We start from the raw sequence: 26936 nt of genomic DNA, 5'->3' as shown, positions 1-26936 counted from the left end.
CCCAGACGCCATATCAACCCTGGTACGACTTCGCCATGGCCTGGATCTTCGCCACGTCGAACTTGTTGATATCGTCGATCAGGCCATTCGTGTAGAAGGTCTTGAAGTCCTTGATATTCAGCTGGTTGAGCTCGGCTTCCTGCTGGAACTCCGTCTCGTTGATCGCACCCATCTTCGTGTTCGGATAAGGCGGGTTGTACAGCTTGATCCGCCGGCTGATCGCGTTCAGGATCGACTTCACGGCTTCGGCCTTGCCGCTCCCGCGCGGGGCCGCTTCCGGATACATGGCGAGAAACGCGCGCGCGCCCGCGTCCGGATCGGCCAGGATGAACTGCGACGCCTTGCAGACCGACCGTCCATAGCCCACCAGCATGTCGCGTTGCGAATTGAACGTCTCCTTGCGCGCCATCAGGAACTGGCCGCCCACCATGGGCAGTTTGTCCGGCCGCTTCAGGAAGGTAATCGCGATACCGGCGGCCTCGATCTGGCCGAATCCGGTGTCGTAATAGGACAGCGCATCGATCGCGCCGCGTTCGAGCGCCACGCCCGCCGGCACGCCGTTGCCGACCGCGACGAACTTGACGTCCTTCTCCGGGTCGATGCCCAGGCTTTTCAGCACATTCTTGGTGACCGGATAATCGGTGGCCGCGAAATCCGACACGCCTATCTTCTTGCCTTTCAGGTCCTGGTAGGACTTGATGTCCGAGCCCGGCTTGACCACGATGTCCCACTTGTACGGATAGGTGTACTCGTAGTAATTCATCGAGGTATTCCATTCCCCCTTCGCCAGCAGCGGCAGGCCGAAGGACGGCACCCCGATGCCGATATCGACGTCGCCACGGTCGACCGCCACCTGGACGTTGGAGTTTCCGCCCAGCGCCTGCGGCCGTATCGTCAGCCCTTCTTCCCTGTTGAAGCCGAGCACCTCGCCAATGACGCAATTGATGACGTTCGGCGCCATCGCCTTCTGGCCGATACCGAAACGCACCGGCTTGAGCTCGGCGGCCAGCAGGCGCTTCGGCGCCAGTGCCAGCGCGGCGCCAAAGGCGCTGGTCGCCAGCATCCACTCCCTGCGTGTGATCTGCATGTTGTCTCCTTTATGTTTTGATTGGTAGGTGCATCAGCGATTGTTGCGGCGCGCCCAATGGACGACCCGACGTTCGATGCGATTCACCGCGCCGTGCAGCAACACCCCCATCACCCCAAGGATGATCAACAGGGCGAAGACACCCGCCACGTCCGATACCGACTGCGCCTGCGTAATGGCGACACCCATGCCCTGCTGCGCGCCCAGGAATTCCGCCACGATGGCGCCCAGCAGCGCATACACCACGGCCATATCCAGCCCGGCGAAGATGAAGGGCGCGGCATTGGGCAGCTTGACGATGCGGTAAATCTCAAAACGGGTGGCGGACAGCGAACGCATCAGGTCGATGCGTTCCGGCTCGGTCGCACGCAAGCCCGTAAAGCTGTTGATCAGCAGCGGAAAGAAGGCCAGCAGCGCGGCGATGGCGATCTTGCTGCTATCCCCGAAGCCCAGCCAGATCACGATCAGCGGCGCGATCGCGACTTTCGGCAGGCTCTGCAAGGCGAAGGCGTAGGGCATGACCAGCTTTTCCACCACCTTGCTTTCCGCCATCAGGGAGCCCAGCACCAGGCCTGTGACCGAACCGATCAGGAACCCCAGGGCGGCATTGCTCAAGGTGCTCCAGAGCGGACGATAGAAGCCTGTGGCGCTGGTGGGATCGACGGCCAGCCCCGCCCACAGCGCATGCAGCACCTTCATGGGATCGGGCAGGATATACGACGGCACGTGCAGGAAGCGCACGCTCAAGAACCACAGCGCGATCAGCACCACGAAGCCGGCAAGCGCGATCGCCGAACCGTCCAGGGATCGTTTGACGCGCCGGGGTTCCGTTCGACTCGCCTTCGTCGCGGCTGACTTCCTGGCGGCTGACATGGGTTGCAAGGCCGCATTACTCATGTGTGCTCTCCTGCTCGTTCAACAGTGCCCGGATCTCGCGCGCCAGCCGCGCATACTCCGGATGACTGACGATGGAATCGAAGGTCCGGGGACGCGGAATGGGGATCTCGATCTCGCGCAGCACCCGCCCCGGCCGCGCGGACATCACCACCACGCGGTCGGCCAGGAAGATCGCCTCCGAAATACTGTGGGTGATGAGGACGACGGTTTTCGCATTGGCCTGCCAGATGCGCTGCAGCTCGGCGTTCATGCGCTCGCGCGTCAGGGCGTCCAGCGCGCCGAAGGGCTCGTCCATGAGCAGGATCCCGGGATCGCGGGCCAGAGCGCGGCAGATGCCCGCGCGCTGCTGCATGCCGCCCGACAGCTCGTAGGGGTAGCGTTCGCCAAAGTCCTTCAAGCCCGCGATCGCCAGCAGGTCCGTGATGCGCTGCTCGGCCGACTCCCGCCGGCCACCCACGCGCAAGGGCAAGGCGACGTTCTCGCGCACCGTGATCCAGGGCAACAGATTGGCGGCCTGGAAGACCACGCCGACGTCACCCGACGGACCGGTCACGTCCACCCCATTCAGGGTCAGGCTGCCGTCGTCGTAGCTGTCGAGACCCGCGAGCATGCGCAACAGCGTGCTCTTGCCGCATCCCGACGGACCGACGATGCAGACGAACTCGCCATCGGTGATGGACAGATCGACGTTGTCGACCGCGTGCACCGCATCGCCCGACGCGGTCGTATAGGTCTTCGACACATTCTGGATGCGTATCAGCTCGGTACGCGGGGCAGCGGCGGCGTCCACCACCTTCAGCGAGGCTGTATTCGCCGCCGACATCGATGGCGCGACGGCCAGGGTATTTCTCATATTCAGTCTCCTCCAGCATTCATCGTGCGCCCGGGCCGCTATAACGAAGCACCCGCACAGATCACGATGTTCTGACCAGTGATGCCGCCGGCGCCCGGCGACAGCAGGAATCCCACCGTGCCCGCGACTTCATCGGCCTCGATGTACCGCCCCATCGGGGGCAGCACGGGCGGCGCCTTGGCGCGCGCGGGATCGTCCAGCATGGCGGTCCGTGTCGCCGCCGGCGATACCACGTTCACGGTGATCCGGCGCTTGACGACCTCCTGGGCCCAGGAACGCGCCATGCCCGTCAGCGCGGACTTGCACGCGGCATACTCGCTGCGTCCCGCCGCGCCGCTGGCCGTCCGGCTGCCGATCAGGACCACCCGACCTTCGTCCGGCATGCCGGGCAGCAGTACGTCCGCCATGGCCTGCGCGGCCAGTACGTGCACGCGCCACATCTCCAGGCTGGCGTCCGGGTCCAGCGAACCCAGCGGCGCCGTCTTCATGTGGCCGGCGCAATGGACCATCGCATGGACGCCGTCCGAGGCCGACTGCGCCTGCTTCAAGGCCTCCTTTAAGGTCCCCAGGTCGCGCAGGTCGCAAACCGTGCCGCGGAACGCGTCGTGGCGCAGCGTCGAAGGCGTCAGGTCCAGCCCAGTCACCGTCCAGCCATCCTCCAGCAGGCGACGCGCGGTCGCCTGCCCGATGCCGGAGCTGGTGCCCGAGACCACCGCGTGCCTGCCCATGGCTCAGGCCGCCGACTTCTTGAGCAGGTTGGCGTGGCGCAGGGCCTCTTCGATCACCTGCAGTTCCTGCTTGCTGGGTGCATGCGTCGGCGGCCGCACGGTACCGTCGGCAATGATCCCCGCCATGGCCATGGCGGCCTTCATCCGGCCGTGGGCTTCACCCGTCGGCTCTCCGCTGCCATAGACCGCGTCCTTCAGGGGCGTGATCAGGCTTTGCACGTGCATGGCCTCTTTCAGATCGCCCTTCTTCACCGCCAGCAGCAGGTCGTTGATCAATCCCGGCACCAGCGAGGCGAAGCCGACCAGGGCGCCGTCTATGCCCTGCACCATGGACGCCAGCAGGTACTCGTCATGGCAGGTCAGCAAGGCCTTGGAAGGATCGGCTTCGCGGATCGCCTTGATGTCGCGGGCGTACTTGTTCATTTCCCGCTCGCCCATCTTGAACGCGGCCACATGCGGCATGCGCGCCAGTTCCGCCAGCAGGTCCGTCGAATACGAGCCGCGCGTCCAGGCCGGATAGATGTGCACGATCAGGGGCAGCCGGGTCGCTTCGCCGATCGCACTGAAGTAGTCCAGGCAATGCTCGGGCTTGAAGCCGAAGCGCAGCCAATGATGCGGGGGCATGATGTCCAGCGCGTCCGCGCCCGCCTCTTTCGCCCAACCGGCCTGTTCGACCGCGTCGTTGATGCCTTCGCACACCACCGAGGAAACCACCGGGCAGATGCCTTTCACGGCCTCGGCGGTGATCCGCGTGACTTGCGCGCGCTCGCGCGGCGTCAGCGAAAAGACCTCGCCTGTATGGCCGTTGGTCATCAGGGCGGAAATACCGGGCTGCCTGCCCAACCACTGCGCGAATTGGCGCAGGTTGGGTTCGTTGATGCTGTAGTCCTTGTTGAAAGGCACCGCGATGGCGGGAATGATGCCGTGATAGTCGATCTTTGCCAAGGTTGTCTCCGTGCGTGAATGGGCTACGCCTTTCTGGCGTAATGGTCTTGTGATGGATGGCGTCAGCCGCCGGCCAAACGGTGCGGCGCGAAACTTCCGATCGTGGCCAAGGCTTTCGACAATTCATTCGCGGCCTGCACGACGGGCTGCGCCGTCGAGTCCACGAAGTCCTTCAGCGTCGTCCGGATGGCCGGCGCGGCAACGCTCAACGCCGCTACGGGCACGCCATCCTGGTCGAACACGGGGGCGGCCACGACATACAGGCCGGACACGGTTTCCTGGTCGGAGACCGCATAGCCGAGCTTGCGTATCGCGTCCAACCGCGCGAGCAAGGTATCCACGTCGGTGATGGTGGTGGCGGTCAGCGCCTTCAGCGGTCGCGCCTGCAGCACTTCCTTGCGCGTGTCGTCGTCCGACCACGCCAGGATGGCCTGGCCTACCGCGCTGGAGTAAGCAGGAACGCGGCTGCCGATGCGGATATCGACGGCCAGCCGCGTCAGCCCCGCCTGCACCCGCTCCGCGTACATGACTTCCGGGCCGTCGAGCACGCCGACCGACGCGGCCTCGTTCACCTCGCCCACCAGCCCACGCAGGATGGGCCGCGCGCGGGCGCGCAGGTCGGATCGGGCGATCGCGTGGAAGCCCAGGTCCAGCACCTTCAACGAAAGGCGGAATTTGCGCGTGCCTTCGACCCGCTGCACGTAGCCGATCGCCACGAGCGTGTTCAGGAAGCGAAAGGCTGTCGCGTTGTCCACGCCCGCCCGCCTGGCTACGTCGGCCATGGTCAACTCGGGCTCCTGCGAGGTGAACGCTTCCAGGATGCGGAAGCCCTTGGCCAGGGACTGCACCAGGTTCTTGGCTTCCGCCGGATCCGGCTTTTCTTCCAACGCCATCTTGTCTCCTGACATCCGCAGACCAGTTAATTCGGAATGCGAACTTTTATTTATATTCTTCGCCAAAAAAATCGAGCAGGGCTCGACGGCGAAAAGTTCGTATCCAAGTTCGGAATGCGAACTCTTATTTATTTAATGAAAAGTCTAAAGCGAGCTGCGGGCACGCAGTATTGGTGGAAACCCGGGAAGCGATCCGCGGATCGGGAAGCCGGAATCAAACAGCAGCCAGGCGGGCGTCAAACGCGGCCGTGTCGCCGCCCAGCAAAGCAGTCAGTTCACGCGCGGCACGCATCAGCGTGGGCCACATGGACGCCGCCCCTCGCGCTTCCAGCCGGTATCGTGGACCCGATACGCTGAGCGCGCCCAGCAGCACTTGCTGCGCGCCAAATACAGGCACGGCCACGGCCGCCATTTCCGGGTGGGCGCCCCCGAATGTAGCTGCCCACAACTGCACGCGCACGTCGTCCATTTCCTTGCCGGGCTCCCCACGGAATGCCAGCAGTATGGTCCCGGTGGCGCCCCCTTCCAGCGGCAGCCAATCGCCCTCGCGCACCGAGTCGACGATCACCTGGTTGCTGGCGCTGACGCGATGCAGGCATAGCCGCCCCTCGTTCTGCGGAATGTAGAACGACGCGCTTTCTCCCAATGCCTCGACGATCCGATGCAGGAAAGGCGGAACGTATTCCGCCGTACGCATCTGCCGCTGGAAGATGGCGCCCAATTGCAGGGGCTTGGCGCCGAGCTGATAGCTGCCGTCCGAGATGCGATACAGGTATCCCTCCCGCACCAGGGTATCAATCAGGCGGGACGCCGTGCTTTTGTAGAGACCGACGCGTATCGACAGCTCGGTCAGGGTAAGGCTGTAGTCGTCTTTCCGGAAAGCGGCCAGCAGGCTCAGGGCGCGACTGACCGCGGCGACCCCCTTGTCTTCCGGTTCGGACTTCGACTCAGCCATGCTTTCCTTTTTGCTCACCACAGGGCTCACCCACAGGGCACCGTTCGCAGAGGGACAGATTGTCGCACGCGAGCATAATTCCACTAGACAGGACTCTGTTTTATTTTTCAGTTGCGTAGAACAGGACTCAGTTCTATTATTTCGATATTGCACCAGCGGCAATCCAAGCGTCCATGCATTCCAGAGACGCAGAGAGGTGGAGGCAGCGCGTGCAATTCCAAAAAATCTTTCTGGAATTGACCCATGAAACTTTGCACTTTCCTGGGCCGCGCTGTCGTCGCGGCCTCGGCTGTTATCGCCACGACCACCGTCATGGCAGCCGACAACTACCCCGTACGCCCGGTCCGCCTTGTCGTCGGCTTCGCGGTAGGCGGACCAACCGACATCGTGGCGCGCGTCGTGGCCAACGATCTCGGCAAGAGCCTGGGACAAACCGTGATCGTGGAAAACCGCCCAGGCGCGAATGCCACCATCGCCGCGGCCATGGTGGCACGCGCCACCCCCGACGGCTATACGGGCCTGATCGCCGCGACGAATCACACCATCAACGCGGTGCTTTACCGCGATCTGCCCTTCAAGAGCATCGACGACTTCGCTCCAGTCGCCGCGGTCGCGGTCGCCCCCACGGTGCTCGTCGTCAACAAGGACTTCCCCGCCAAGGACCTGAAGGAATTCCTGGCGGTGCTGCGCAGCAACCCGGGCAAGTACTCCTACGCGTCGGCCGGTAGCGGCGGCACGCCGCACCTGTCCGCCGAGCTGTTCAAGAAGCTGACCCACACCTCGATCCTGCACGTGCCGTACAAGGGCGCCGCGCCCGCCATCAGCGATGTGATGGCCGGTCACGTCGCCATGTCGTTCGCCACGCTGGGATCGGTGTTGCCGCAGATCAAGGCCGGTCAGGTGCGCGCGTTGGCCGTTGCGGCGCCGGCGCGTTCGCCGCTGCTGCCCGACGTGCCTACCTTCGCCGAATCCAGCAGCGAGCCGGAACTGAAGCAGTTCCGCCTGGACTCCTGGTACGGGCTGATGATGCCCAAGGGCACGCCCCCCGCCGTCATCGACCTTCTCGCGCGTTCGCTGCAAAGCGCCGCCCGCACGCCCGAGTTCGCCGCCCAGATGGCGACAGCCGGGCTGCAACCCATCACCGACAGCACGCCGCAGAGCTTCGAGAAGCAGCTGCGCGACGAAGTCGCCCAGTTCGACGATCTGGTCAAGAGCAGCAATCTGAAGATCGATTGAGCGCGGCGCGCCATGACGATCATTCCGGCACGGATTTTCCATCACCCATACAGGCAGCGCGCATGAGCACCAATTCGGGCAATCTCAGCCAATATCAACTCTTCATCGACGGCGCCTGGACCGACCCGGCCGGCGGAGAATGGTTCGACTCGATCGAACCCTATTCCGGCCAGGTCTGGGCGCGCATTCCGCGCGGGTCGGCCGCCGATGCGGATCGCGCGGTGCGTGCCGCGCATGCGGCCTTCACGTCCGGCCCCTGGCCGACGCTGACGGCAACCCAGCGCGCCGCCCTGCTCCGCAAGCTCGCGGCCTTGATCGAAGCCAATGCCGACCATCTGGGCCGTGTCGAACAGCGCGACAACGGCAAGCTGATCACGGAAGTGCGCGGCCAGGTGATGAACATCGCGCAATGGTTCTATTACTACGCCGGCCTGGCCGACAAAGTCGGTGGCGACGTGATACCGGTCAACAAGCCCGGCGTCATCAACTACACCCGCTACGAACCGCTCGGCGTGGTGGTCGCGATCACGCCTTGGAATTCGCCGCTGTCGCTCACCGCGTGGAAGATGGCCCCGGCGCTGGCGGCTGGCAACACCATCGTCATCAAGCCGTCCGAACATGCATCGGCGTCCATACTGGAACTGGCCAAACTGGCCGAACAGGCCGGCATTCCCAAGGGCGTCGTCAACGTGGTGACCGGATACGGCGCGGAGATCGGCGATCCGTTGGTCCGCCATCCCCTGACGAAGAAAATCGCCTTTACGGGTGGCGATGCGGGCGGCCAGAAGGTGAACGAAGCGGCCGCCAGCGGCTTCAAGCGCGTCACGCTGGAGCTAGGCGGCAAATCGCCCAATATCGTCTTCGACGATGCGGACCTGGACCAGGCGCTCAAGGGCGTGATCGCCGGCATCTTCGCCGCCGCCGGCCAGACCTGCATGGCGGGCTCGCGGTTGCTGGTCCAGGACAGCATCCACGACGACTTCGTCGCGAAGCTGGTGGAGCTGACGCGCCAGGCGCGCATCGGTGATCCATCCTTGCCCGAAACCCAGTTGGGCCCGATCGCCACGCGCCAGCAATGGGAGCACGTGATGCGCATGATAGAAATCGCCAAGGCGGAAGGCGCGCGCTGCATCCTGGGCGGCCATGCGCTGAACGGCGAGGGCTATGGCCAGGGCCAGTTCGTCGCGCCGACGATCTTTACCGACGTCGACAACCAGATGGAGATCGCCCGCAAGGAAGTCTTCGGCCCGGTGCTGACGGTCATCCGCTTCAAGGATGAGGAAGACGCCATCCGGATCGCCAACGACACCGACTTCGGCCTGGCGGCCGCGGTATGGACCCAGGACCTGCGCCGTGCCATGACGTGCGTCGAACGCGTGCAGGCGGGCACCGTCTGGGTCAACAACTACCGGACCACCAGCTTCACCTCGCCCTTTGGCGGCTACAAGCGCAGCGGCATGGGCCGCGAAGGCGGCGTCGACGCCATCAAGGAATACATGCAGGTGAAGAGCGTCTGGATAACGCCGTCGCCGCGACGCGAAAACCCCTTCGTACTGGGTTGAATCACTGCCCTGCATGCCCGCCCCGGATGACGCCCTGTGCCGGCGTCATCGCCACCCCACCGGAATTCCCGCAATGAAGCCCTCCAACACGCTGGCCGATACCGCGCCGTCCTTTGTCCTCGGGACCATGGCCATGACCGGCTACTACGGCCCCAGCAGCGACGCGCTATCCCTTGAAACCCTGGATTACTACCTGAGCCACGGCGGCCGGTGGATAGACACCGCCGATCTCTATGCGAACGGCGCCAACGAAGTCCTGGTCGGCAAGGCCATCGCCGGCCGCCGCCGCGACGTCGTCCTGTGCACCAAGTTCGGTTATCTGTTCGGCGAGCGCGCGGACCAGCGCGGCCTGGACGCTCGCCCCGAACGCGTCGAAGCCGCGTGCGATGCCAGCCTCCAGCGGCTGGGCACGGACGTCATCGACCTGTTCTATCTGCATCGCGTCGATCCGAATGTGCCTATCGAGGACACTTACGGCGCCATGGCGCGCCTGGTCGAGAAAGGCAAGGTCCGCGCGCTGGGCCTGTGCGAAGTCGGTCCGAAGACATACGCCCGCGCCGCCGCGATCCACCCGGTGGCCGTCGTGCAAAGCGAATACTCCCTCTGGAGCCGCGAACCCGAAACCGACATCATCCCGGTATTGCGGGAACATGGCTCCTGGTTCTTCGGCTATGCATCCCTGGGACGCGGCATCCTAAGTGGCGCGCTGAAATCCCCGGACGATCTGCCACCCGGCGACCAACGGCGCGATATGCCTCGATTCCAGGGCGAGAATTTCTACAAGAACCTGGAGCTGGTCGAGCTGCTCAAGGACCTGGCCGCGCAAGCCAAGGTCAACGCCGCGCAGCTTGCCCTGGCATGGTGCCGACGCCGTGGCGAGGTCAGCCCCATCGTCGGCGTGACCGAGCCGCAGCATGTACGCGACGCACAGTTGGCCGCTTCGCTGGAGCTGCCGGCCGTGTTCTGGGAAAAGTTGGACGAGGTATTCGCCCCGGATGCCATCGCGGGCCAGCGCTATCCGGAATCCGCGATGAAACGCCTGGAAAGCGGACGGTAACGCTCTCGCTACGCCCCGGATAGTTTTTCTTTTCCGGCGCGGCAGATCTTCTCGTTTGTCGCGCCGCGCGCCAACGTCGATAGTGGAGTCCATGGAGCACGGCATCCCGCCGGCCCGACTGACAAGGACTATCGACATGAAATTCGCGAACAAGGTCGTACTGGTTACCGGCGGCACTTCCGGCATCGGCCTGGAGGCCGCCAAACTGTTCCGCGATGAAGGCGCGAAGCTCGCCATCATCGGCAGCGACGAACACCGCCTGCGGGCGGCCGAACACGAGATCGGCGCCGACGTCATTGCCCTGCGCGCCGATCTGCGCGATCCCGCGCAGATCGACAAGGCCGTGGCGGAAGTCGTCGAAACCCATGGGCATATCGACGTCGTCTTCGCCAATGCCGGCGCGGGCAAGGCAGCGCCCTTGGAAGCCATCACGCCGGCGCAGATCGACGAGCAATTCGGGCTCAACTTCCATGGGCTGTTCTTCACCATCCAGAAGGCGGCGCCGCATCTGCGCGATGGCGGCAGCATCGTCGTGACGACCTCCTTCCTGAACCAGGTCGGTACGCCCGGCCTCTCCATCCTGTCCGCCAGCAAAGCCGCCGTGCGCTCCCTGGTGCGATCCTTGGGCGCGGAACTCGCGCCCCGCGGCATCCGCATCAATGCCATCAGCCCCGGCCCCATCGACACGCCCTTCGCCAGCAAAATGGGCTTGCCCGAAGAAGCGCTGAAGAAGGCTGGCGAAGCGCTGGTCGGGGCCGTCCCCCTGAAACGCGTTGGCAAGGCTTCGGAAGCGGCGAAGGCCGCCTTGTTCCTGGCCAGCGACGACGCTTCCTACATGACTGGCACCGAACTGGTCGTGGATGGCGGCTTGTCGCAGATCTGAGACGCAGGCATGTCCCGCCAGCGGCCGCGCCCCGCCTTGATATCAGGCAGGGTCGCGGCCGCGATTGACCGGCACCCGCCACGCTGGAAAAATCATCCAACTATCCGGACCGGCTGACCAACCGACATGCGAGCCCCCAGCAACCTGAACGCCCTGCGCGCCTTCGAGGCCGTCGCCCGGCACCTGAGCTACACCACGGCGGCGACCGAACTGAACGTCACGCCCGCCGCCGTCGGCCAGCTGATACGCGGGCTCGAAAGCTACCTGGATATCGAGCTGTTCCATCGCTCCACCTCCGGCCCGTCCCGCCTGGCGCTGACCGACGCCGCCCGATTGGCATTGCCGGACCTGCAGGCGGGGTTCGACCTGCTGTCCACCGGCGTCGAGCGCCTGCGCGCCTACAAATCCCGCATCGTCTTCACCATGACCGTGCCGCCCGCTTTCGCGGACAAGTGGCTGTTGTGGCGCATGGAATCCTTCCAGAAAAGGCACCCCTATTACGACATACGCATCGACACCAGCGGCCACCTGGTGGACTTCGCCGCCCAGCGCATCGATGTCGGCATACGGTATGGCGCCGGCGTATGGCCTGGATTGGTCTCAACCTACCTGCTGCGCGATGAGTTCTTCCCTGTTTGCAGTCCAGCGCTACTGAAAGGCAAACACCCTTTAAGGACGCCGGCGGATTTGCGGCACCACCAACTGATCCATGATCTATCCATGGTCGGATTTGCGGCGTTTCCGACATGGCGTTCATGGCTTCAAAAGGCGGGTGTGGCCAAAAGCGTGGACTCCGATCGCGGGCTGCAGCTCAACGATTCGGCCATGGCCATCCAGACGGCGATATCCGGAAACGGCGTCGCGCTCGGCAGGACCACGCTCGTCGACAAGGACCTGGCCGAAGGTCGCCTCGTTCGCCCTTTCGCCGGCACGCAAAGCTGCGAACTCGCGTACTACCTGGTACACCGCAAAGAAAGCGAGAATGCGTCGCCGGTGGTGGCTTTCAAGGAATGGCTACTCACGGAAGCCGGAGCTCGGCCGCGCAAGCGAAGGTCAGCGTAGTATCGCCAATACCGGTATCAGAGATGATCTTGTTCCAGTATCGGGCCGATAGAACAATCTCGGCTTGAACGTCATTCCGACAGGATCGAACAGGATGCGACTCTCCTTTTTGCACACGATACCGGCCAACGAGGCGATCTTCCAACAGGCGGCTCTTCTGGAAGATTGGCCCGCACAAAACCTGCGCCATACCGTCCGCGCGGATCTCCGGCAGGCAATGGATCTGCAGCCAGCGCCGGATGGCGATGCCCACCGCGCGGTTGAAGCTATCCTGCGGGAATTGTCCACCGACGCCGACGCGATCGTCGTGACCTGCGCCACGCTCGGTCCCGCCGTCGACACCATGAGCGGGTTCGCCATTCCCATCATCCGGGCGGATGCGGCGTTGGCGGAAGCAGCCTCCCGCGCCGGCAATAACATCACCGTCCTCTGCGCGGTCGCTTCGACCATCGAACCCAATCGCGTGCTGTTCGAACGTTACGCCGCCGGCACCGGATCCAGCGTGACGGTCCGCTTGATCCCCGAAGCGTGGCCGCTGTTTCAGGCCGGCGATCTGGAAGCCTGCCTGAACACCTGTGCGCTCGCGGCCGAAGACGCGTACCGGCAAGGCGCCGACGTGGTCGCCTACGCCCATCCCTGGATGGGTCCCGCCGCCGACCGGGTAGCGGCCGGACCCAAGCCACTGCACGCGGCGCAGGCAGCGCTCAGGGCAATTGTCTCCCGCCGCTAGGTTCAGCGGTCGTCATTTCGCTTTGCCCCCCCGCTACGGCGACAGGAGCCCGAATACCGACACCAAGGCCAGCGCGAAACCGCCAGCCAGGATTTCCAGGACCGTGTTGCGCCGGATCTGCCGGAGTGCTGCCCGCTTCCTGGTTCGGACGAGCGGGATCCACCGGTATCGGTTCAGCAGTGCAAGCGCCACCATCGCGATCGCCACGAATACTTTGACCAGCAACAGTTCCTGATAGCGCGACGCCAGGCTGATCGTGGTGGACTGGAGAATGAACACCGAATTGACCAGCCCGCTGATCAACAGGGTCGCAACGGCGCAATGCCCCAGAAACGAAAACCGCATCAAGGCGCGGGTGGCGTGTTGCTTACGAACAGGATCCTCGTAAAGCCTCAACAGCAATAGAAACACTGGCAAGGACCCGATCCAGAACGCGGCCGCCAGGCAGTGGAGCATGTCGCACCCGGCATGCGCCACGCCGGGCCAACCCTCCTGCATGGCGGCGTGCCCGCTCAAGCCGGCCGGCAGCAAGGCACTCGCCGTCAGCCACAGCTTGAGCCTGACCTTGCCGGCGGGAAAAAGCACGATCGCCAGCGTCACGGCGGCAACCGCGATGACCCGCGTACACCAGGCCCATCCGAACCGCGTTTCGAATGCGACGGCGCCCAGCATGTGCCCGTCCATGACCGAATGCCAGTCTTCCGCGATGTTGACGACCTGAAGCGGCAGCATGGCCAGTACCGCCAGCATGCCCACGAACGCGGAGATCAGCATCGACCGCCGCACCGCCAATTCCAGAGCAGAACGCAAGCCCCGCGAGTCGGCCAGTGCGAGCATGGCGCTTGTTCCGAACAGCAACACCGAGGCTGCGTAAGCCAGGAAGCGGCAGGTAGCGAATGTGGCAAGCATCGCGTCAGGGGCGGACGGTAAACGACCAGCTTCCCTGCGTCTTGTGGCCGTCCTTGGACAGGACCTGCCATCTGGCCGTATAGACGCCGGGCGCAAGCTGCCGGTCGATGGGCAGCGCCAGGGTTTTATCGTCGCCCGGCACCAACGAAGACACGCCTGTCGAAACCGTCTGGCCCGCCGCATCCAGCAGGACCAGCTTCGAATAGATCGGTTCCAGGCCTTCCGTGACCCGCAAGGTTAGCTTGTCCGGCGTGCGCTCGACAACCGCGCCGGGCGCGGGTGTCGAGGCAACGAAATGAGCATGGGCCCAAACCATTTGCGGCGCCACGGCCAGGATGGCCATGGCAATGAACGACTTTACGCCCATGATGACCTCGTCAGGATGCCGCCTGGACCTGCACCGGCGTGCCGGGCTTGCCGTCGACCTGCGGCGCAATCACCAGATAGCGGCGACCGTCGTTCGCGGTTGCATCCTGCTGCACCACCTGACGGATCGGGCCGATTGCGTTGACGATGGCGGAGCCCGCCGGATTCGTCATGAAGGCAGCCAGCGGCTGCAGGGGACCACTGCCATCGGCCTGTCCGGACAGTGCCAGTACATAAGGCTGCTTGGGGTTCAAACCCGTCGCCGAAGCCTGCAGGACCTGCAGCAGCCCCTGATCGAACAGCGCCACCGACGTGGGCGCCACGTCGCCGGCCACGGGCTTTCCATCCTTCACCGCCCCCAGCGTCAGATGCGCCGCCTGCCCCGCGACGCCAAGCGGTTGCAGGTTCTGCATTCCGTCGCCTTCCGGCACTGCATTGGGAACATAGGCAATCGCTTGCGGCGCCTGGCCGATCGGCACATCGGCCACGACCTTGTTCGTCGCGGTATCGATGGCGGCCAGGGCATCGGCGTTCTCCAGGCCGACGTACACGCGGGTGCCGTCGCCCGAGGGCCACACGCCATGGGGCAGATTGCCGACTGGAACGGTGGCGACCTGTTCGTAGTTGTCGGTGCGGAACACTCGCACCAGGTTGAGCCCGCCTATGGTGACGTAGGCAAAGGTGCCCTTCGACGTCCGCGCGAAATTCACGTGGTTCGTGATGGGGCCGGTGTCCAGGGTCTTGAGCAGCTTGAACGGCGGCTTGGCGTCGAAGACCTGGGTCTTGCCGACATCCTTCAAGGTGAACCAGACCTGCTTGCCGTCCGGCGTGGCCGCGATGTTCGGGCAGAAGGGGCTGGCTTGCTGCACCTTGCCGACGATCTTGTGGTCGGAGACCTGCACGATCACCGTCTCCGGATTGAACGACGAACACACGTAGCCATACTTGCCGTCGGGCGAGAAGATCTGCATGCCCGGGCCGGCCGCGGTCGTGATCCGCGTCTTCTCCTTGAACGTCTTGGCGTCGATGACCGAGACATAATTCTCGCCGCGCACCGTCACCCAGACCTCTTTGCCGTCGGGCGTGTAGAACGCTTCGTGCGGGGAACGACCGACATAGGTGGTGTGCTTGACCGTGTTGGTCTGGGTATCGATGAAGGTCACCGAATTCGAGCCGATCGAGACGATGGCCAGCGTGCGGTGGTCGGGCGAATAACCCATGCCATGCACCAGGACCTGGCCCCGATACAGGGGGCTAAAGTTCCCCGGCGACGGGTCGCCCAACCGGATCACGCCGAGCAGGCGATTGTCGACCGGGTCGGTAACCGAGACCGTGTTCGAGAATTGTTCGGCCGCATAGATGCGATCGCGGTGGCTGACCGCAACATCCGGTACGCCGGCGGCGCCCGGCGCCTGCCCCGCAAACGACGACACGCTCGCGGTACCGAGCACGGCCGCTGCCAACACATTGAACACGAATGTGCGTTTCATTTCCTATTCGCTCCTGACAACACGATGGGTGGTAGTGAGGGATTGCCGGCGCGGGCCGGAACGGGATCAAGCTCCCGCTCCAGAATCCGTCCATACCCGTGTAGACGTACCGGGGCCGGGTATCCTTCCACCCACGAGCGAAATTTTTTCGGATGCTTCGGTTACTGGTTCCTGAACAGTCCAGCAGCCCGCTAGGTCAGCTCCTTGCCCGAGGCTTCAATCGGAAACTGATGCCCAGCCGGTTGAGCGCATTCATGGCCGCGATGGTCAGGGTCAGGTCCACCAGGTCCTTCTCATCGAAGGCAGCCAGTGCGGCCGCATAAGCTTCGTCGGATGCGTGCGTTTCACTCACGCGCGTGACTTCTTCAGCCCAGGCCAGCGCGGCACGCTCCTGGTCGGTGAACAGATGTTCGGCCTCGTGCCAAACGGGAATCAGCACGAGCTTGTCGACCGACATCCCTTCTTTGAGCAGATCGCGGGTGTGGATGTCGATACAGTGCGCGCACCCATTGATCTGCGACACGCGCAGGAAGACCAGATGGACGAGAGCGCTGGGCAGGTTGGTGTCGTTGACGACATAGTGATGCAGGACGCCGACTGCCTTTGCACCCTCTGGGGAGACGGCGAACCAATTCGCGCGGTTCATAGTGTTCGATCCTTCCAAGATTTAACGTAGAAGGCCAGATTTCCGGCCTTCCACTCTTAGACGGATGACACGCCCGCTTTGTGACATTCCGGGCGGAACGCGATGTCAGGACTTCAGGAAGAACGTCCCTTCCACTTCCACCGTCACGTTGCGCGGCAAGGTCGCCACGCCCACTGCCGTGCGTGCGTGCCGCCCGGCATCACCGAAGACTTCCACCAGCAGGTCGGACGCACCGTTGACCACGGCCGGCACGGATTCGAAACCGGTCGCGGCCAAAACGTAGCCGTTGACCTTCAGGCACCCGCCGACACGCTCCAGGTCGCCATCGCAGGCATGCTGCAATATCGCGAGCATGTTGATGGCGCACAGGCGCGCGGCGGCGTAGCCTCGTTCGATGTCGTCCGGTCCCTCGACCGGGCCGCTGTAGACAGCCTTGCCGTCGCGTGAGCTGGTTTGCCCCGCCAGGAACACAAGGTCGCCATGGCGGCGGAATGGGACATAGCTGCCAGCGGGCTTGGGCAAGCTGGGCAATTCGATGCCCAGTTCACGCAGACGGTCGGCAATGGATAAGGTCATGATTTTCCTTAAGTAAGCGTAGACGAGGCCAGCATCTGGGCCTCGCGTTCCTCATCCTGATGCGCCAGGCGCGCGAACGCCTCGTCGATCTCCAGGAAATCGAACTTCTGCCGGCGCAACGCCAGCAGCGTTTCCAACTCATTCAAATGATGCGTCATGAGCTTCTCGGCCCGCGCGCCATTGCCATCGAGGATCGCCTGCATGATACCTTCATGCTCATGCGGCCCCGCGCAATTATGCGACGTACATTCGTGCAGCGATGCAGGCGCGAACAGGGAAAAATGCAGCGACGAGCGCTGCATCAAGCCCCGGTGCATGTCGACCAGATAAGGATTGCCGGTCAGCTCCACCAGCAGGAAATGGAATTCGGCGGACAACCGGAACGCCAGCGCCCGATCGTCGCGTTCCGCCGCGTCCCGTTCGGAAGCCACATGCTCCGCCAGCCGATGCACCGCCAGCACCCGCCGCCGTTCGGCCACCTGCCGCGTCACGCCCAGCTCCAGGATCTTGCGCGCGTCGTAGATCGCGTGCAGTTCCTCGACCGTGGGCACCGGAATGAAGGTCCCGCGATTCGGAACCGAGTCCAGCCATTTCTCATGGGTCAGGCGTTGCAGCGCCTTGCGCACGCGTTCGCGGCTGACATTCAGCACCCGCGCGATGCGCGGTTCCTGCAGCTTCAACCCCGGACGCAGCAGGCCGGAAAAAATCGCCCGCCGGATCAGGTTGTAGACGATCTCGTCCGCGTCGCTGGTGCTCGACCTGGACCCCTCAGTGACTGGCATCGATATCCTCCACGGCCGCGACCAGCAGTTTCAGGCCCTGGGCGAAATCCGCGATCTCCATGGCCTCGTCGGGATTATGACTTCCATGCTCATTGCGCACAAAGATCATCGCGGTAGGCACGCCGCTGATGCCGAAGACGGCCGAATCATGGCCCGCGCCGCTGGCCATCTGGATGTGCTCGATTCCAAGATCGCCTGCCAGCCGGACCAGGCGTTCGCGGTGCACCGGCGCGATCGGCCCGGGCAGGGCGTTGGTATACGCGCCCAGGTCGATCTTCACGCCACGCCGGCTACCGATTTCCTCCGCCATCTCGCGCAAAGTCCGGTCGATCCGCATCAGCAGGTCGTTATCCTGGCTGCGGATATCCATGCTGAACCAGAGCTCGCCGGGGATCTTGGTCATCGTATGCACTTTCGTATCCGTATGGCACTGCCCCACGGTGCAGACCAGGTCCAGCCCGCGCGATTCGTAATCGATCCACATCGCCTCCAGCCGGTTGAGGAACTCGGCGGCCGCCAGCACCGCGTCCTGCCTCGAACGCCGCGGCTCGGCGCCCGCGTGGCCGTAGCGGCCGATCACATGGCAATGTTTGTAGCGCAGATTTCCTCGAATCCCCGTCACCACGCCGACCGGGATGCTTTCCTGCACCAGCTGCGGACCCTGCTCGATGTGCAGCTCAAGAAAGCACTCGATGTCCTCGACACGCAATTGGGGCTCTTGCCGGCGTATGCGGTCCGGCTCGAAACCGGCCTGCGCCATGTGCTCGCCCAACGTGCGGCCGGTGTCGGGCCGCACGCACTGGTCCAAGGCCTCAGGCTCCAACAAGCCCCACGCCGCCCGGCTGCCGATATAGGGCGCCGGAAACCACGAGAGTTCCTCGGCCCGCACGCCCATCACCGTGATGTCGTGCCGGGGCAGGCGCCCTGCCCGGCGCCAGCGGGCCAGCATCGCCATGCCGGCGACCACGCCGGCCGCGCCGTCGTAGTTGCCGCCATCCGGCACCGAGTCCAGGTGCGATCCCGTCATGATCGCGGGCAGGTCACGGTCCGTTCCCGGCAAGGTGAGGTACAGGTTTCCCGCCGCATCGATCCGCTCTTCCAGGTCCAGGCGCCGCCCCAATTCACGCATCAGGTCGTGCGCCATCTGCTCGCCTTCGCCATAAGACGCCCGGGTCACGCCCAGGGCGCTGCGCGAACGGCTGCGCAAGGTGTCGAACAGCTCCGCGGCCAAGGCGGTTTCGGCATCGAGGTCCGCGCTCAGCGCGGCAGCCATGGAATCGACGGACACAGACTCAGCGGACATAGCGAGACACTCCCAGCACCCGTTCCATGACGAGCGCGAAAACAATGGTGAAGATAATCAGGACACCGGCGACCGCCGCCGCGCGCACGTCCAATAGGTTCTCTATCAGGTTCCACAGCCGGATCGGCAGCACCTCGATGCGCGCATCCGACAGGAACAGCGAGACCGGCACGTTGTCGAACGAGAACATGAAGGCGATAAAGCTGCCCGCCAGTACGGCCGGCATGGCCAGCGGCAAGGTGATCCGCACGAAGGTCCGAGTGCCATTGGCCCCCAGGCTGCGCGAGGCTTCCAGCAGGCTGGGGTCGATCTGGCTGAAGCCGATCAGCGCGGTGCGGATGATGTAAGGCGTGGAGATCGCCATATGGCCGATCACCAGGCTCCAATACGACAGCGGCACGCCTATCGTCTGCAACCACACCAACATGGCCAATCCCAGGCTGATCCCGGGCAGCATCATCGGCGATTGGAAGAACGTTTCCAGCGCGCGGGCCCAGGCCGTGCGCTGCTTGGACAGATACAGGGCGGCCAACGTCGCCATCACGCCGGCCCCCAGCGTGGCCAGCAAGGACACCCGCAGGCTGATGGCGAATGCCTCCCAAATGTCATCCGATTCGCTCCACAAGGCCTGGTACCAGCGCCAGGACACGTCACGCGGGGGAAAGCGCAGCGACTCGCCGCCGTTGAAGGAAGCCGCCAACGCGATGAAGGTCGGCACGAGCAGCAGCAGGACGGCCAGCGCCAGCGTCGCGAACGAGGCGAACCGCCAGGTGACCGCGTCGACGCGTCGCCCGATCCGGATGCCGATGGTGGATTCAGCCATGGATGTACCCCTGGGACCGCCGTGCCAGTACGGTGCCGGCGAAGATGATGGCGCTTACCGTGATCATCAGGATCACCGCCAGCGCCGCCGCGAAGCCCCAATCCTGGTTTAGGATGGATTGCTGGTAGATGTACATCGGCATATACAGCAGGCCGCCACCGCCCAGGATGGTCTGCGACACGAAAGCCCCCACGGCGGACGCGAACACCAGCGCCGCCCCGCCTATCAGCCCCGGCACGCTCAAGGGCAGCAGCACCTGCACGAACGTGCGCCAGTACCCTGCACCCAGCGACCGCGAGGCCATCGCCAGGCTGCCATCGACGCGCGACAGCACCGTATAGAGTGCCAATACCATCATGGGCAGCTCGATCTGGGTCAGGCCGATCACCACCGCCGATTCGGTGAACAGTATGCGGATCGGATGGTCTATCCACCCCAGCCACAGCAGCAGCGCATTGATGGGCCCCTGGTTGCCCAAGGTCACCAGCCACCCGAAGGTGCGCACGATCGCGCTGACCAATAGCGGCAGGATCACGAGCAGCAGCATGGCCGAACGCAGGCGGGGGCCCACCGAAACCATGGCGAGCGCATAAGGAAAGCCCGCCAGGATGGTCGCCAGGGTGGCATACACGCCCAGCCGCAGCGTGCCGAACAGGACGCCATAGGTCATAGGGTCGGACAGCGCGCGCCCGAAGTTCGCCGCCGTGAATACGCCGTCCTGGCCGCGAACGCTCATGGCCAGCAACACGATTTGCGGCGCCAGCACGAAGATCAGGAAATACACCAGCAGCGGCAGCGCCAGCAGGACGCTGGCGTCCGGTCGCCGGTTGCGCGCCATCGTGGGCAGCGGCATGGGCACGGTGGCGCTGCTCATGGCAGGAACACCGGGCAAACGGCACGCGGATTGATGCGCACCTGGACGCGCGCGCCCGCGGGCAGGTTATCGGCGCCGCGCTCGCGAGGCGCGGCGATCTGCAGCTCGGTACCATCGTCCAGCGTGACGCCCACGCGGGTGCTGGGGCCCATGGGCCGGGCATAGCGCACCACGGCGGCGGCGCCGTCGTCGCACAGCTCGATCTGCTCGGGACGCAGCGCAATACGCGCCGCGCCCACGCGCCGGCACGGCCCGGCCGACTGGAAGCGCAGCTCCACGCCACCGGACGTGCGGAGCGTCCAGTGCTCGCCATCGCTCCTGCCCAGCACGCCATCCAGGAATGTCGAATTGCCCACGAAGCCGCTGACGAAGGGCGTGGCGGGCGCGTCGTAGATTTCGCTGGCGGTACCGAACTGCATGACCTGGCCGGCATTCAGGACGGCGATGCGGTCGGCCATGCTCATGGCTTCCTCCTGGTCATGCGTGACCATGATGGTCGTGATGCCCAACTCGCGCTGGATGCGCAGCAACTCGTTCTGCATTTCCTCGCGCAGGTTCTTGTCCAGCGCGCCCAGGGGCTCGTCCAGCAGCAGCAGGCGCGGTGAAATGGCCAACGCCCTAGCCAAGGCGACGCGCTGCTGTTGGCCGCCGGACAGCTGCCTGGGCAGTCGCTTTTCATATCCATTCATGCGGACCACGTCGAGCATCTCCCGCACCTTGGCAACGATGCTTTCCTTGGGCGCCCGATGCGCACGCAGTCCGTAGGCGATGTTGTCCGCCACGGTCATGTGCGGGAACAGCGCGTAGTTCTGGAACACCATGCCGATGCGCCGCGCCTCGGGCGTCAGCGTGGAGATATCCACCCCGTCCAGGCGCACCGCACCGCCATTGGCACGGACGAAACCGGCGATCACCCGCAGCAGCGTGGTCTTGCCGCAGCCGCTGGGTCCCAGCAAGGCGACAAATTCACCCGCGTTGATCTCCAGATCGATATGGTCGACGGCCACGGCATCGCCATAGCGAACCTGGATGTCGTCGAGGGTAAGGAAGGCGCGGTCGGTCACCATGCGTGGCGTCCTTTCAGATGGCGGGTGGAAAGCAGGCGCCTAGGTCAATGCAATATCCATGCCATTTTTTGCGTCCCATTCGCCCCTGCGGGCCGGCGCCGAGCACCTCGCATTCGCCCAAAAGCGTGCACACCTCAATATGAAATGTGCACATTTTCGATATGAGTGTGCACCGAATCTGGGCGTATCCGATCCGCCAAAGTCGAATGAAATTCCTATCTTCATAGGAGAAAGCGCCCAGACGGCGCCTCCGGAACGCCACGGGTTTTCCCGAACCGAAGTTGGCATATGCATTGCATACAACCCTGGGATGCAACCCGGCCGCCACGGTCCACCAACCAGACCGCGCGCCGCCCGCCCTTCCGACTTCCTGGAACAGTTTCAATGAACGAGCGCGTGCTACCCCGCGATCTGCATGGCTACAACGGCAATCCCCCGCGAGCCCGTTTTCCCCACGGCGCCGGCGTGGCCGTTTCGCTGGCCGTGAACTTCGAAGAAGGCGCGGAATGGACCATCGCCGACGGCGACGCCACCGCCGAACGCGTCGCCGAAATCCATAGCGTCGTGCCGGCCGGCCGCTGGGACCAGGGCACCGAACAGCAATTCGCCTACGGCATGCGTGCCGGCATCTGGCGCATCCTGGACGCGCTGGAGCAACACAAGCGCCATGCCACCTTCTATATGTGCGGCCGCGCCGTCGAACGCTCGCCGGAGATCGCCCGGCGCATCGTGCAAGCCGGACACGAAGCCGCCTGCCATGGCTGGCGCTGGCGGCCGCACGCGGACTACCACGACCGCGAGGCCGAACAGGCCGACCTGCGGCGCTGCGTGGCCGTGATGCGTGAGGTCACCGGGTCAGCGCCCGCGGGCTTCTTCTGCCGGGGCAGCGAAAGCCCCTGGACGCGCGAGCTGTTGCGCGAAGAAGGCTTTCTCTACACCAGCAACGGGCTGGACGACGACCTGCCGTATTGGGCGGCCCCCGACAAACCGGGCGATCGTCCCTTGATGGTCTTGCCCTACGCCTTCGACAGCAACGACATGAAGTTCTTCCACCCCAATGGATTCGTCCGCGCCGACGACATGGTCGACTACGTCAGGGACGCCATCGAGGTGCTGCTGGACGAGGGCCGCCGTGGCGTGCCCAAACTGCTCAATATCGGCCTGCATCTGCGCATCGTCGGCCGCCCCGGGCGCTTTGCCGCCGTCAAACGCATCCTGGATCTGCTGGATGGCTATGGCGACGAGGTCTGGACGCCTCGTCGCATCGACCTGGCCCACTACTGGCAGGAACATTTTCCCGCGCGCTAATGCGCATCCCTTGGCGTCTGTCCCTCTCCCTGCAAGGAAACGCTTCATGAAAGACATCAATCTGTCCCGCCGCCACGTGCTGGCCGGCCTGTCCGGCCTGGCCCTCAGCGGTGCGTTGCCCAATCTGGCGCGCGCGCAATCCGACGCACGCATCGTCGTGCAGACCTTCCCCGGCACCTGGGAGCAAGCCGCGCGCAGCGTCATCGTGCCGGCCTACGCCAAGGCCACGAAGGGGGAAGTCAGCATCAGCCCCGTGCTGGCGGTGGATGCGCTTGCGCGTCTGGCGGCATCCAAGAACGCCCCGCCCTACGACGTGATCCTGATCGACGAACCCGCCGAGATCGTGGCGCGCGCCCAGGACCTGCTGGAGCCGCTGCCCGTCGCGCAGATGCCCAACCTGGCCAAGCTACCGCCCGGCCTGGTCGGCAAGGACGGCTATGGCGCCATGGCCGCGCTACAGGTCTTCGGCATCGCGTACAACCCGCGCACCGTGAAGAACGTGCCGACGTCCTGGGAAGACCTGTGGCGCCCCGAGTACAAGGGCCGGGTATTGATCAACGGCCCCGACACCACGATAGGCGCGACGTGGATGGTGGCCCTGGCCAAGATGCACGGCGGCAGCGAAACCGACCTGGAACCGGCCTGGAAAGCCCTGGAAAAGCTCAAGCCCAACCTCGCCACCATTCCGCCGAACCCCGGCGCGGTGGGTCCGCTGTTCCAGCAGGGGCAGGCCGACATCGCGGTCGGGTTCCTGAGCGTCGTCGAACCGCTGCGCGCGCGTGGCGTGGACATCGCGCTGGCCAAGCCCAAGGAAGGCTGGGGCATCGTCAGCAACATCGCGCACCTGGTCAAAGGCTCGAAGAACAAGGCGCAGGCCGCCGCCTATATCAACACCCAGATCGACGCCGGGGTGCAGTCGCAGTTGGCGAAGGAGCCTTACTACAACGTGCCGAGCAACCGCGACGTGCCCTTCTCCGGACTCCTGGCGCAGATCGCGCCCAATCTGGAGGAACTGCTCAAGTCGCGCAATATGAACTGGGCGCCCATCGCGGCCCAGCGTCGCGAGCTGATCGACCGCTTCAACCGCGAATTCCGTCGCAGCTGATGCGCCTGCTCGTCCTCAACCCCAACACGTCGGAGGCGGTCAGCGCCCGCCTCCGGTCGGTGTTGTCGGCCGGGTTGGCGCAGGGCGAGCAGCTCCGCGTCGAGACCGCCGCCAGCGGGCTGCCCTATATCGGCGACGCCGCCGCCATGGCGGTCGGCGCCCGGGCGGCGAATGCGCGCCTGCGGGACGTCATGGCGGATGGCGATCTGTTCGATGCGGTGTTGCTCGGCTGCTTCGCTGACCTGGACACCACGGGCTTGCAGGCAGTGGCGGGCCGCCCTGCCGTCAGCCTGCTGGGCGCCTCCGTCAGGTTGGCCGCCCGGGCAGGCCAACGCTGGGCCGTCGTCACGGCCGGCGCCGGGTGGCGTAGACTGCTGCCGGATATGTTTGCCACGACCGTGTCCGAGCAAGCGGTACCAGGCGCGCTGGTCAGCGTACGCACCTTCGAAACCCAGGACCCCGCCATCGCGGGCGACCCCGTGCGCATGCAGGCGGAGATCACGGGGCTCGCCCAGCTTTGCGCGGACGAGGACTATGCCGACGTCGTCATCGTCGGCGGCGCGGGCCTGGGCGGCCTGGCGCCGACCGCGCCCGTGGGACGCAATCGCATCACGGTGCTGGATAGCGTAATGTGCGGACTGCACATCGCGCGCGAATTGACGAATCTAGGATCACAACCATGACGAGCTCTCATGCAGGTCCCTATCCCCGCGACCTGATCGGCCACGGCGCCAAGCCGCCATTCGCCGACTGGCCCGGCGGCGCCCGCATCGCTGTCCAATTCGTCCTGAACTACGAGGAAGGCGCTGAAAGCTCCGTCCTGGATGGCGACGCAGTATCCGAGCGCTTCCTGTCGGAAATCGTCGGCGCCGAGGCCTATCCCGCCCGCCACATGAGCATGGAATCGATCTACGAATACGGTTCCCGCGTCGGCGTATGGCGGATCCTGCGCGAGTTCGAGCGCCGCGGGCTGCCGTTGACGGTGTTCGGCGTCGCGCTGGCCTTGCAGCGCAACCCGGACGTCGCCCGCGCCTGCGTCGAACTCGGCCATGAAATCGCCTGCCACGGCTGGCGTTGGCTGCATTACCAGAACATCGATGAAGCCACCGAACGCGAGCACATGAGGTTGGCCACGGAGAGCTTGCGCGAGCTGACCGGCGGCCTATGGCCGCTGGGCTGGTACACCGGCCGCGACAGCCCCAACACCCGCCGCCTGCTGGTCGAACAGGGCGGCTACGAGTATGACAGCGACTACTACGGCGACGACCTGCCGTTCTGGACGCGCGTCACAAGCTCGGACGGGAAAGCGTCGCCGCACCTGGTCGTCCCGTACACACTGGACACCAACGACATGCGCTTCGCCACCCCGCAAGGGTTCAACACCGCGACGCACTTCTATGAATACCTGCGCGACAGCTTCGACGTGCTGTACGCCGAAGGCGCCGAAACGCCGCGGATGCTGTCGATAGGCATGCACTGCCGGCTGCTCGGACGGCCAGGGCGTTTCGTCGCCTTGCAGCGGTTCCTGGATCATGTGCAAAGCCACAACAAGGTATGGGTATGCCGGCGCATCGATATCGCCCGGCATTGGGCCGCGCGGCATCCGGCGTGATGCCGAACGTTAGCTCGGACTAACCGCTCGTTCCGCCCACAACGTCACACCCTGCCCCATCGATCACCAAGGCCTCACCGTCCCGCAAGGTGCGGTGGGGGACACCGTGCCGCTCATAGAATTCGACTTCCGTGTTCACCGCGGCTGACTCAGGGTGATCGGATTCGAAGTGAACGACGATCGAATAGGGCAACAAACCCGAGCTGCGCATGGCAGGCGGCAACACCGCGATCACGTACCACGATGTCCCTGTAGCGCCAAGGCCGCAAGAATCTGCTGCTGGTAAGCCGGCCAATCTCTTCGGGAATTCTCCACCGCCAATTTCGTCAGCGGCAGCCGGCGGAAAAGCTCGTCGGTCAGTCCCCGGTAATCGCGATACAGGGAAACCAACCCCTCCAGCCCTCGATAGCCTTTACGGACACAGTACGGTCCGGCAAGCTTCCAGTTCACCTGATAGTCGACCCACTCCGGGCCGCGCTCCGTACAGACTGTTCGAATCGCTTTGTCGACATCATCTTGCCAAAGGTAAAGCACGAATGGATTGAGCGGCGCAATGGTCGCAGCCAACGCTTCAACGTAGTCCGAAATCAGAGCCAGCTCCGCGTCCATCAGCAGGAGATGCGTCAGATCCCCATGGAACAGTTGGCCATCGAGTACCGGGATGGCCGAGCCATCCTGTGTCCGTTCGACAAACGCCGCCCATCTGGCGAGCGCTCGTTCAGCAAGATCCTGCGGAGTGGTATCCCGCCACGGCTCGAACCAATGCTCCAGTTCGTCCGTCGCCCTCACCGGGTGCGGGTCCGTCCTTTCATGCACCGGCAAGGCCGACCGCCCAGCGTCTTCAAGAGCCTTGGCGATAAAGCGCATTGTGGTCGACTTTCCCGACCCCATAATGCCTTCGACGATAACCAGCCGACAGGCAGCAGGTTCTGCATCGAGGGAGCTCTCTAGAATCGCCACAATGCCTCTGAAGTTAGCCTTGCCCCGACCGGCAGCGCAAAGTGTCGACGATCCACGCTGACGAAGTGCTATCTGCGTACCGGCGGCATTCGCAATGCATTCCACCGGCAGTCAAACGCCCCGTTCTCCGCGAAATCGCGGGTCGGGGCGTTTTTCATGACGAACTTGGCATCCCTTTTGCTTCCTAGATGACTATGTGCACAATCATCCAAGGATTGTGCACTATT

At 64.5% G+C, this 26936-nt stretch carries 28 protein-coding genes; 10 read left to right on the top strand and 18 right to left on the bottom strand.

The window, feature by feature from the left end; genetic code table 11:
• Positions 1-13: 13 nt before the first annotated feature.
• From CAL12_RS10590 to CAL12_RS10560, 7 genes are all read right to left on the bottom strand, one after another.
• Complete coding sequence (locus CAL12_RS10590; RefSeq protein WP_086064438.1) at positions 14-1087, bottom strand: ABC transporter substrate-binding protein; 1074 nt, start codon at positions 1085-1087, stop codon at positions 14-16.
• A 33-nt stretch (positions 1088-1120) separates the two neighbouring features.
• Complete coding sequence (locus CAL12_RS10585; protein ID WP_086064437.1) at positions 1121-1984, bottom strand: ABC transporter permease; 864 nt, start codon at positions 1982-1984, stop codon at positions 1121-1123.
• On the bottom strand, positions 1977-2837 hold the full coding sequence (locus CAL12_RS10580; protein ID WP_232464774.1) for an ABC transporter ATP-binding protein: 861 nt from the start codon (positions 2835-2837) through the stop codon (positions 1977-1979). The genes CAL12_RS10585 and CAL12_RS10580 overlap by 8 nt, the downstream gene beginning before the upstream one ends.
• Before the next feature lie 38 nt (positions 2838-2875).
• Positions 2876-3565, bottom strand: a complete 690-nt coding sequence (locus CAL12_RS10575) for an SDR family NAD(P)-dependent oxidoreductase (RefSeq protein WP_086064436.1) — start codon at positions 3563-3565, stop codon at positions 2876-2878.
• A gap of 3 nt (positions 3566-3568) precedes the next feature.
• The gene (locus tag CAL12_RS10570; RefSeq protein WP_086064435.1) at positions 3569-4510 is read right to left on the bottom strand and encodes a dihydrodipicolinate synthase family protein; all 942 of its coding nucleotides are present in this window, start codon (positions 4508-4510) and stop codon (positions 3569-3571) included.
• 62 nt (positions 4511-4572) lie between these two features.
• Positions 4573-5403, bottom strand: coding sequence for an IclR family transcriptional regulator (locus CAL12_RS10565; protein WP_086064434.1), 831 nt, complete (start codon positions 5401-5403; stop codon positions 4573-4575).
• A gap of 214 nt (positions 5404-5617) precedes the next feature.
• A complete protein-coding gene (locus CAL12_RS10560) occupies positions 5618-6358 on the bottom strand; it encodes an IclR family transcriptional regulator (protein WP_086064433.1) in 741 nt (246 codons plus the stop codon).
• Positions 6359-6601: 243 nt separating this feature from the next.
• Here CAL12_RS10560 and CAL12_RS10555 point away from each other — a divergent pair, with 243 nt between their 5' ends.
• The 6 genes from CAL12_RS10555 to CAL12_RS10530 all read left to right on the top strand — a co-directional run bounded on the left by CAL12_RS10555 (position 6602) and on the right by CAL12_RS10530 (position 12888).
• Positions 6602-7594 carry a Bug family tripartite tricarboxylate transporter substrate binding protein gene (locus tag CAL12_RS10555; RefSeq protein ID WP_086064432.1) on the top strand — a complete coding sequence of 331 codons (993 nt, stop codon included), beginning with the start codon at positions 6602-6604 and terminating at the stop codon, positions 7592-7594.
• A gap of 62 nt (positions 7595-7656) precedes the next feature.
• Positions 7657-9156, top strand: a complete 1500-nt coding sequence (locus tag CAL12_RS10550) for an aldehyde dehydrogenase (RefSeq protein ID WP_086064431.1) — start codon at positions 7657-7659, stop codon at positions 9154-9156.
• 73 nt (positions 9157-9229) lie between these two features.
• Positions 9230-10213, top strand: coding sequence for an aldo/keto reductase (locus tag CAL12_RS10545; RefSeq protein ID WP_086064430.1), 984 nt, complete (start codon positions 9230-9232; stop codon positions 10211-10213).
• 136 nt (positions 10214-10349) lie between these two features.
• Positions 10350-11096 carry an SDR family NAD(P)-dependent oxidoreductase gene (locus CAL12_RS10540; protein WP_086064429.1) on the top strand — a complete coding sequence of 249 codons (747 nt, stop codon included), beginning with the start codon at positions 10350-10352 and terminating at the stop codon, positions 11094-11096.
• Positions 11097-11222: 126 nt separating this feature from the next.
• A complete protein-coding gene (gcvA, locus tag CAL12_RS10535) occupies positions 11223-12158 on the top strand; it encodes a transcriptional regulator GcvA (RefSeq protein ID WP_086064428.1) in 936 nt (311 codons plus the stop codon).
• A 94-nt stretch (positions 12159-12252) separates the two neighbouring features.
• Positions 12253-12888: a hypothetical protein gene (locus tag CAL12_RS10530; protein WP_086064427.1), complete on the top strand. Its 636-nt coding sequence runs from the start codon at positions 12253-12255 to the stop codon at positions 12886-12888.
• Between the two features lie 33 nt (positions 12889-12921).
• Here CAL12_RS10530 and copD read toward each other — a convergent pair whose 3' ends face one another.
• The 10 genes from copD to CAL12_RS10480 form a co-directional block, all read right to left on the bottom strand.
• The gene (gene copD, locus CAL12_RS10525; protein WP_086064426.1) at positions 12922-13797 is read right to left on the bottom strand and encodes a copper homeostasis membrane protein CopD; all 876 of its coding nucleotides are present in this window, start codon (positions 13795-13797) and stop codon (positions 12922-12924) included.
• Positions 13798-13801: 4 nt separating this feature from the next.
• Positions 13802-14164 (bottom strand): copper homeostasis periplasmic binding protein CopC, encoded by a 363-nt coding sequence (gene copC / locus CAL12_RS10520; protein WP_086064425.1) that lies wholly within the window; start codon positions 14162-14164, stop codon positions 13802-13804.
• A gap of 10 nt (positions 14165-14174) precedes the next feature.
• Complete coding sequence (locus tag CAL12_RS10515) at positions 14175-15653, bottom strand: YncE family protein (RefSeq protein WP_086064424.1); 1479 nt, start codon at positions 15651-15653, stop codon at positions 14175-14177.
• A 196-nt stretch (positions 15654-15849) separates the two neighbouring features.
• Complete coding sequence (locus tag CAL12_RS10510; RefSeq protein WP_086064423.1) at positions 15850-16299, bottom strand: carboxymuconolactone decarboxylase family protein; 450 nt, start codon at positions 16297-16299, stop codon at positions 15850-15852.
• 105 nt (positions 16300-16404) lie between these two features.
• Positions 16405-16875 (bottom strand): RidA family protein, encoded by a 471-nt coding sequence (locus CAL12_RS10505; RefSeq protein WP_086064422.1) that lies wholly within the window; start codon positions 16873-16875, stop codon positions 16405-16407.
• 8 nt (positions 16876-16883) lie between these two features.
• Positions 16884-17657, bottom strand: a complete 774-nt coding sequence (locus CAL12_RS10500) for a GntR family transcriptional regulator (RefSeq protein ID WP_086064421.1) — start codon at positions 17655-17657, stop codon at positions 16884-16886.
• Complete coding sequence (locus CAL12_RS10495; protein WP_232464772.1) at positions 17644-18960, bottom strand: Zn-dependent hydrolase; 1317 nt, start codon at positions 18958-18960, stop codon at positions 17644-17646. The genes CAL12_RS10500 and CAL12_RS10495 overlap by 14 nt, the downstream gene beginning before the upstream one ends.
• Positions 18950-19783, bottom strand: a complete 834-nt coding sequence (locus CAL12_RS10490) for an ABC transporter permease (RefSeq protein WP_086064420.1) — start codon at positions 19781-19783, stop codon at positions 18950-18952. Before CAL12_RS10490 ends, CAL12_RS10495 begins: the two co-directional genes overlap by 11 nt.
• Complete coding sequence (locus CAL12_RS10485; RefSeq protein WP_086064419.1) at positions 19776-20657, bottom strand: ABC transporter permease; 882 nt, start codon at positions 20655-20657, stop codon at positions 19776-19778. The genes CAL12_RS10490 and CAL12_RS10485 overlap by 8 nt, the downstream gene beginning before the upstream one ends.
• Entirely contained in the window at positions 20654-21724 is a 1071-nt protein-coding gene (locus CAL12_RS10480; protein WP_086064418.1) for an ABC transporter ATP-binding protein, read from the bottom strand. The genes CAL12_RS10485 and CAL12_RS10480 overlap by 4 nt, the downstream gene beginning before the upstream one ends.
• Before the next feature lie 384 nt (positions 21725-22108).
• Here CAL12_RS10480 and CAL12_RS10475 point away from each other — a divergent pair, with 384 nt between their 5' ends.
• From CAL12_RS10475 to puuE, 4 genes are read left to right on the top strand one after another with little or no spacing between them, the layout of a single operon-like run.
• The gene (locus CAL12_RS10475) at positions 22109-23032 is read left to right on the top strand and encodes a polysaccharide deacetylase family protein (RefSeq protein ID WP_086064417.1); all 924 of its coding nucleotides are present in this window, start codon (positions 22109-22111) and stop codon (positions 23030-23032) included.
• Positions 23033-23078: 46 nt separating this feature from the next.
• A complete protein-coding gene (locus tag CAL12_RS10470) occupies positions 23079-24137 on the top strand; it encodes an extracellular solute-binding protein (RefSeq protein ID WP_157792953.1) in 1059 nt (352 codons plus the stop codon).
• Positions 24137-24820, top strand: coding sequence for an aspartate/glutamate racemase family protein (locus tag CAL12_RS10465; RefSeq protein ID WP_086064415.1), 684 nt, complete (start codon positions 24137-24139; stop codon positions 24818-24820). Before CAL12_RS10470 ends, CAL12_RS10465 begins: the two co-directional genes overlap by 1 nt.
• Positions 24817-25749 (top strand): allantoinase PuuE, encoded by a 933-nt coding sequence (puuE, locus tag CAL12_RS10460; protein WP_086064414.1) that lies wholly within the window; start codon positions 24817-24819, stop codon positions 25747-25749. Before CAL12_RS10465 ends, puuE begins: the two co-directional genes overlap by 4 nt.
• A 231-nt stretch (positions 25750-25980) precedes the next feature.
• Here puuE and CAL12_RS10450 read toward each other — a convergent pair whose 3' ends face one another.
• Positions 25981-26616, bottom strand: a complete 636-nt coding sequence (locus tag CAL12_RS10450) for a hypothetical protein (RefSeq protein WP_232464771.1) — start codon at positions 26614-26616, stop codon at positions 25981-25983.
• Between the last annotated feature and the right edge of the window lie 320 nt (positions 26617-26936).

The sequence above is a fragment of the Bordetella genomosp. 8 genome, assembly GCF_002119685.1.
In the GTDB taxonomy this organism is placed as follows: domain Bacteria; phylum Pseudomonadota; class Gammaproteobacteria; order Burkholderiales; family Burkholderiaceae_B; genus Bordetella_C.
The sequence above is the reverse complement of the archived record's forward strand: the minus strand, read 5'-3'. Positions and strand labels throughout refer to the sequence as shown.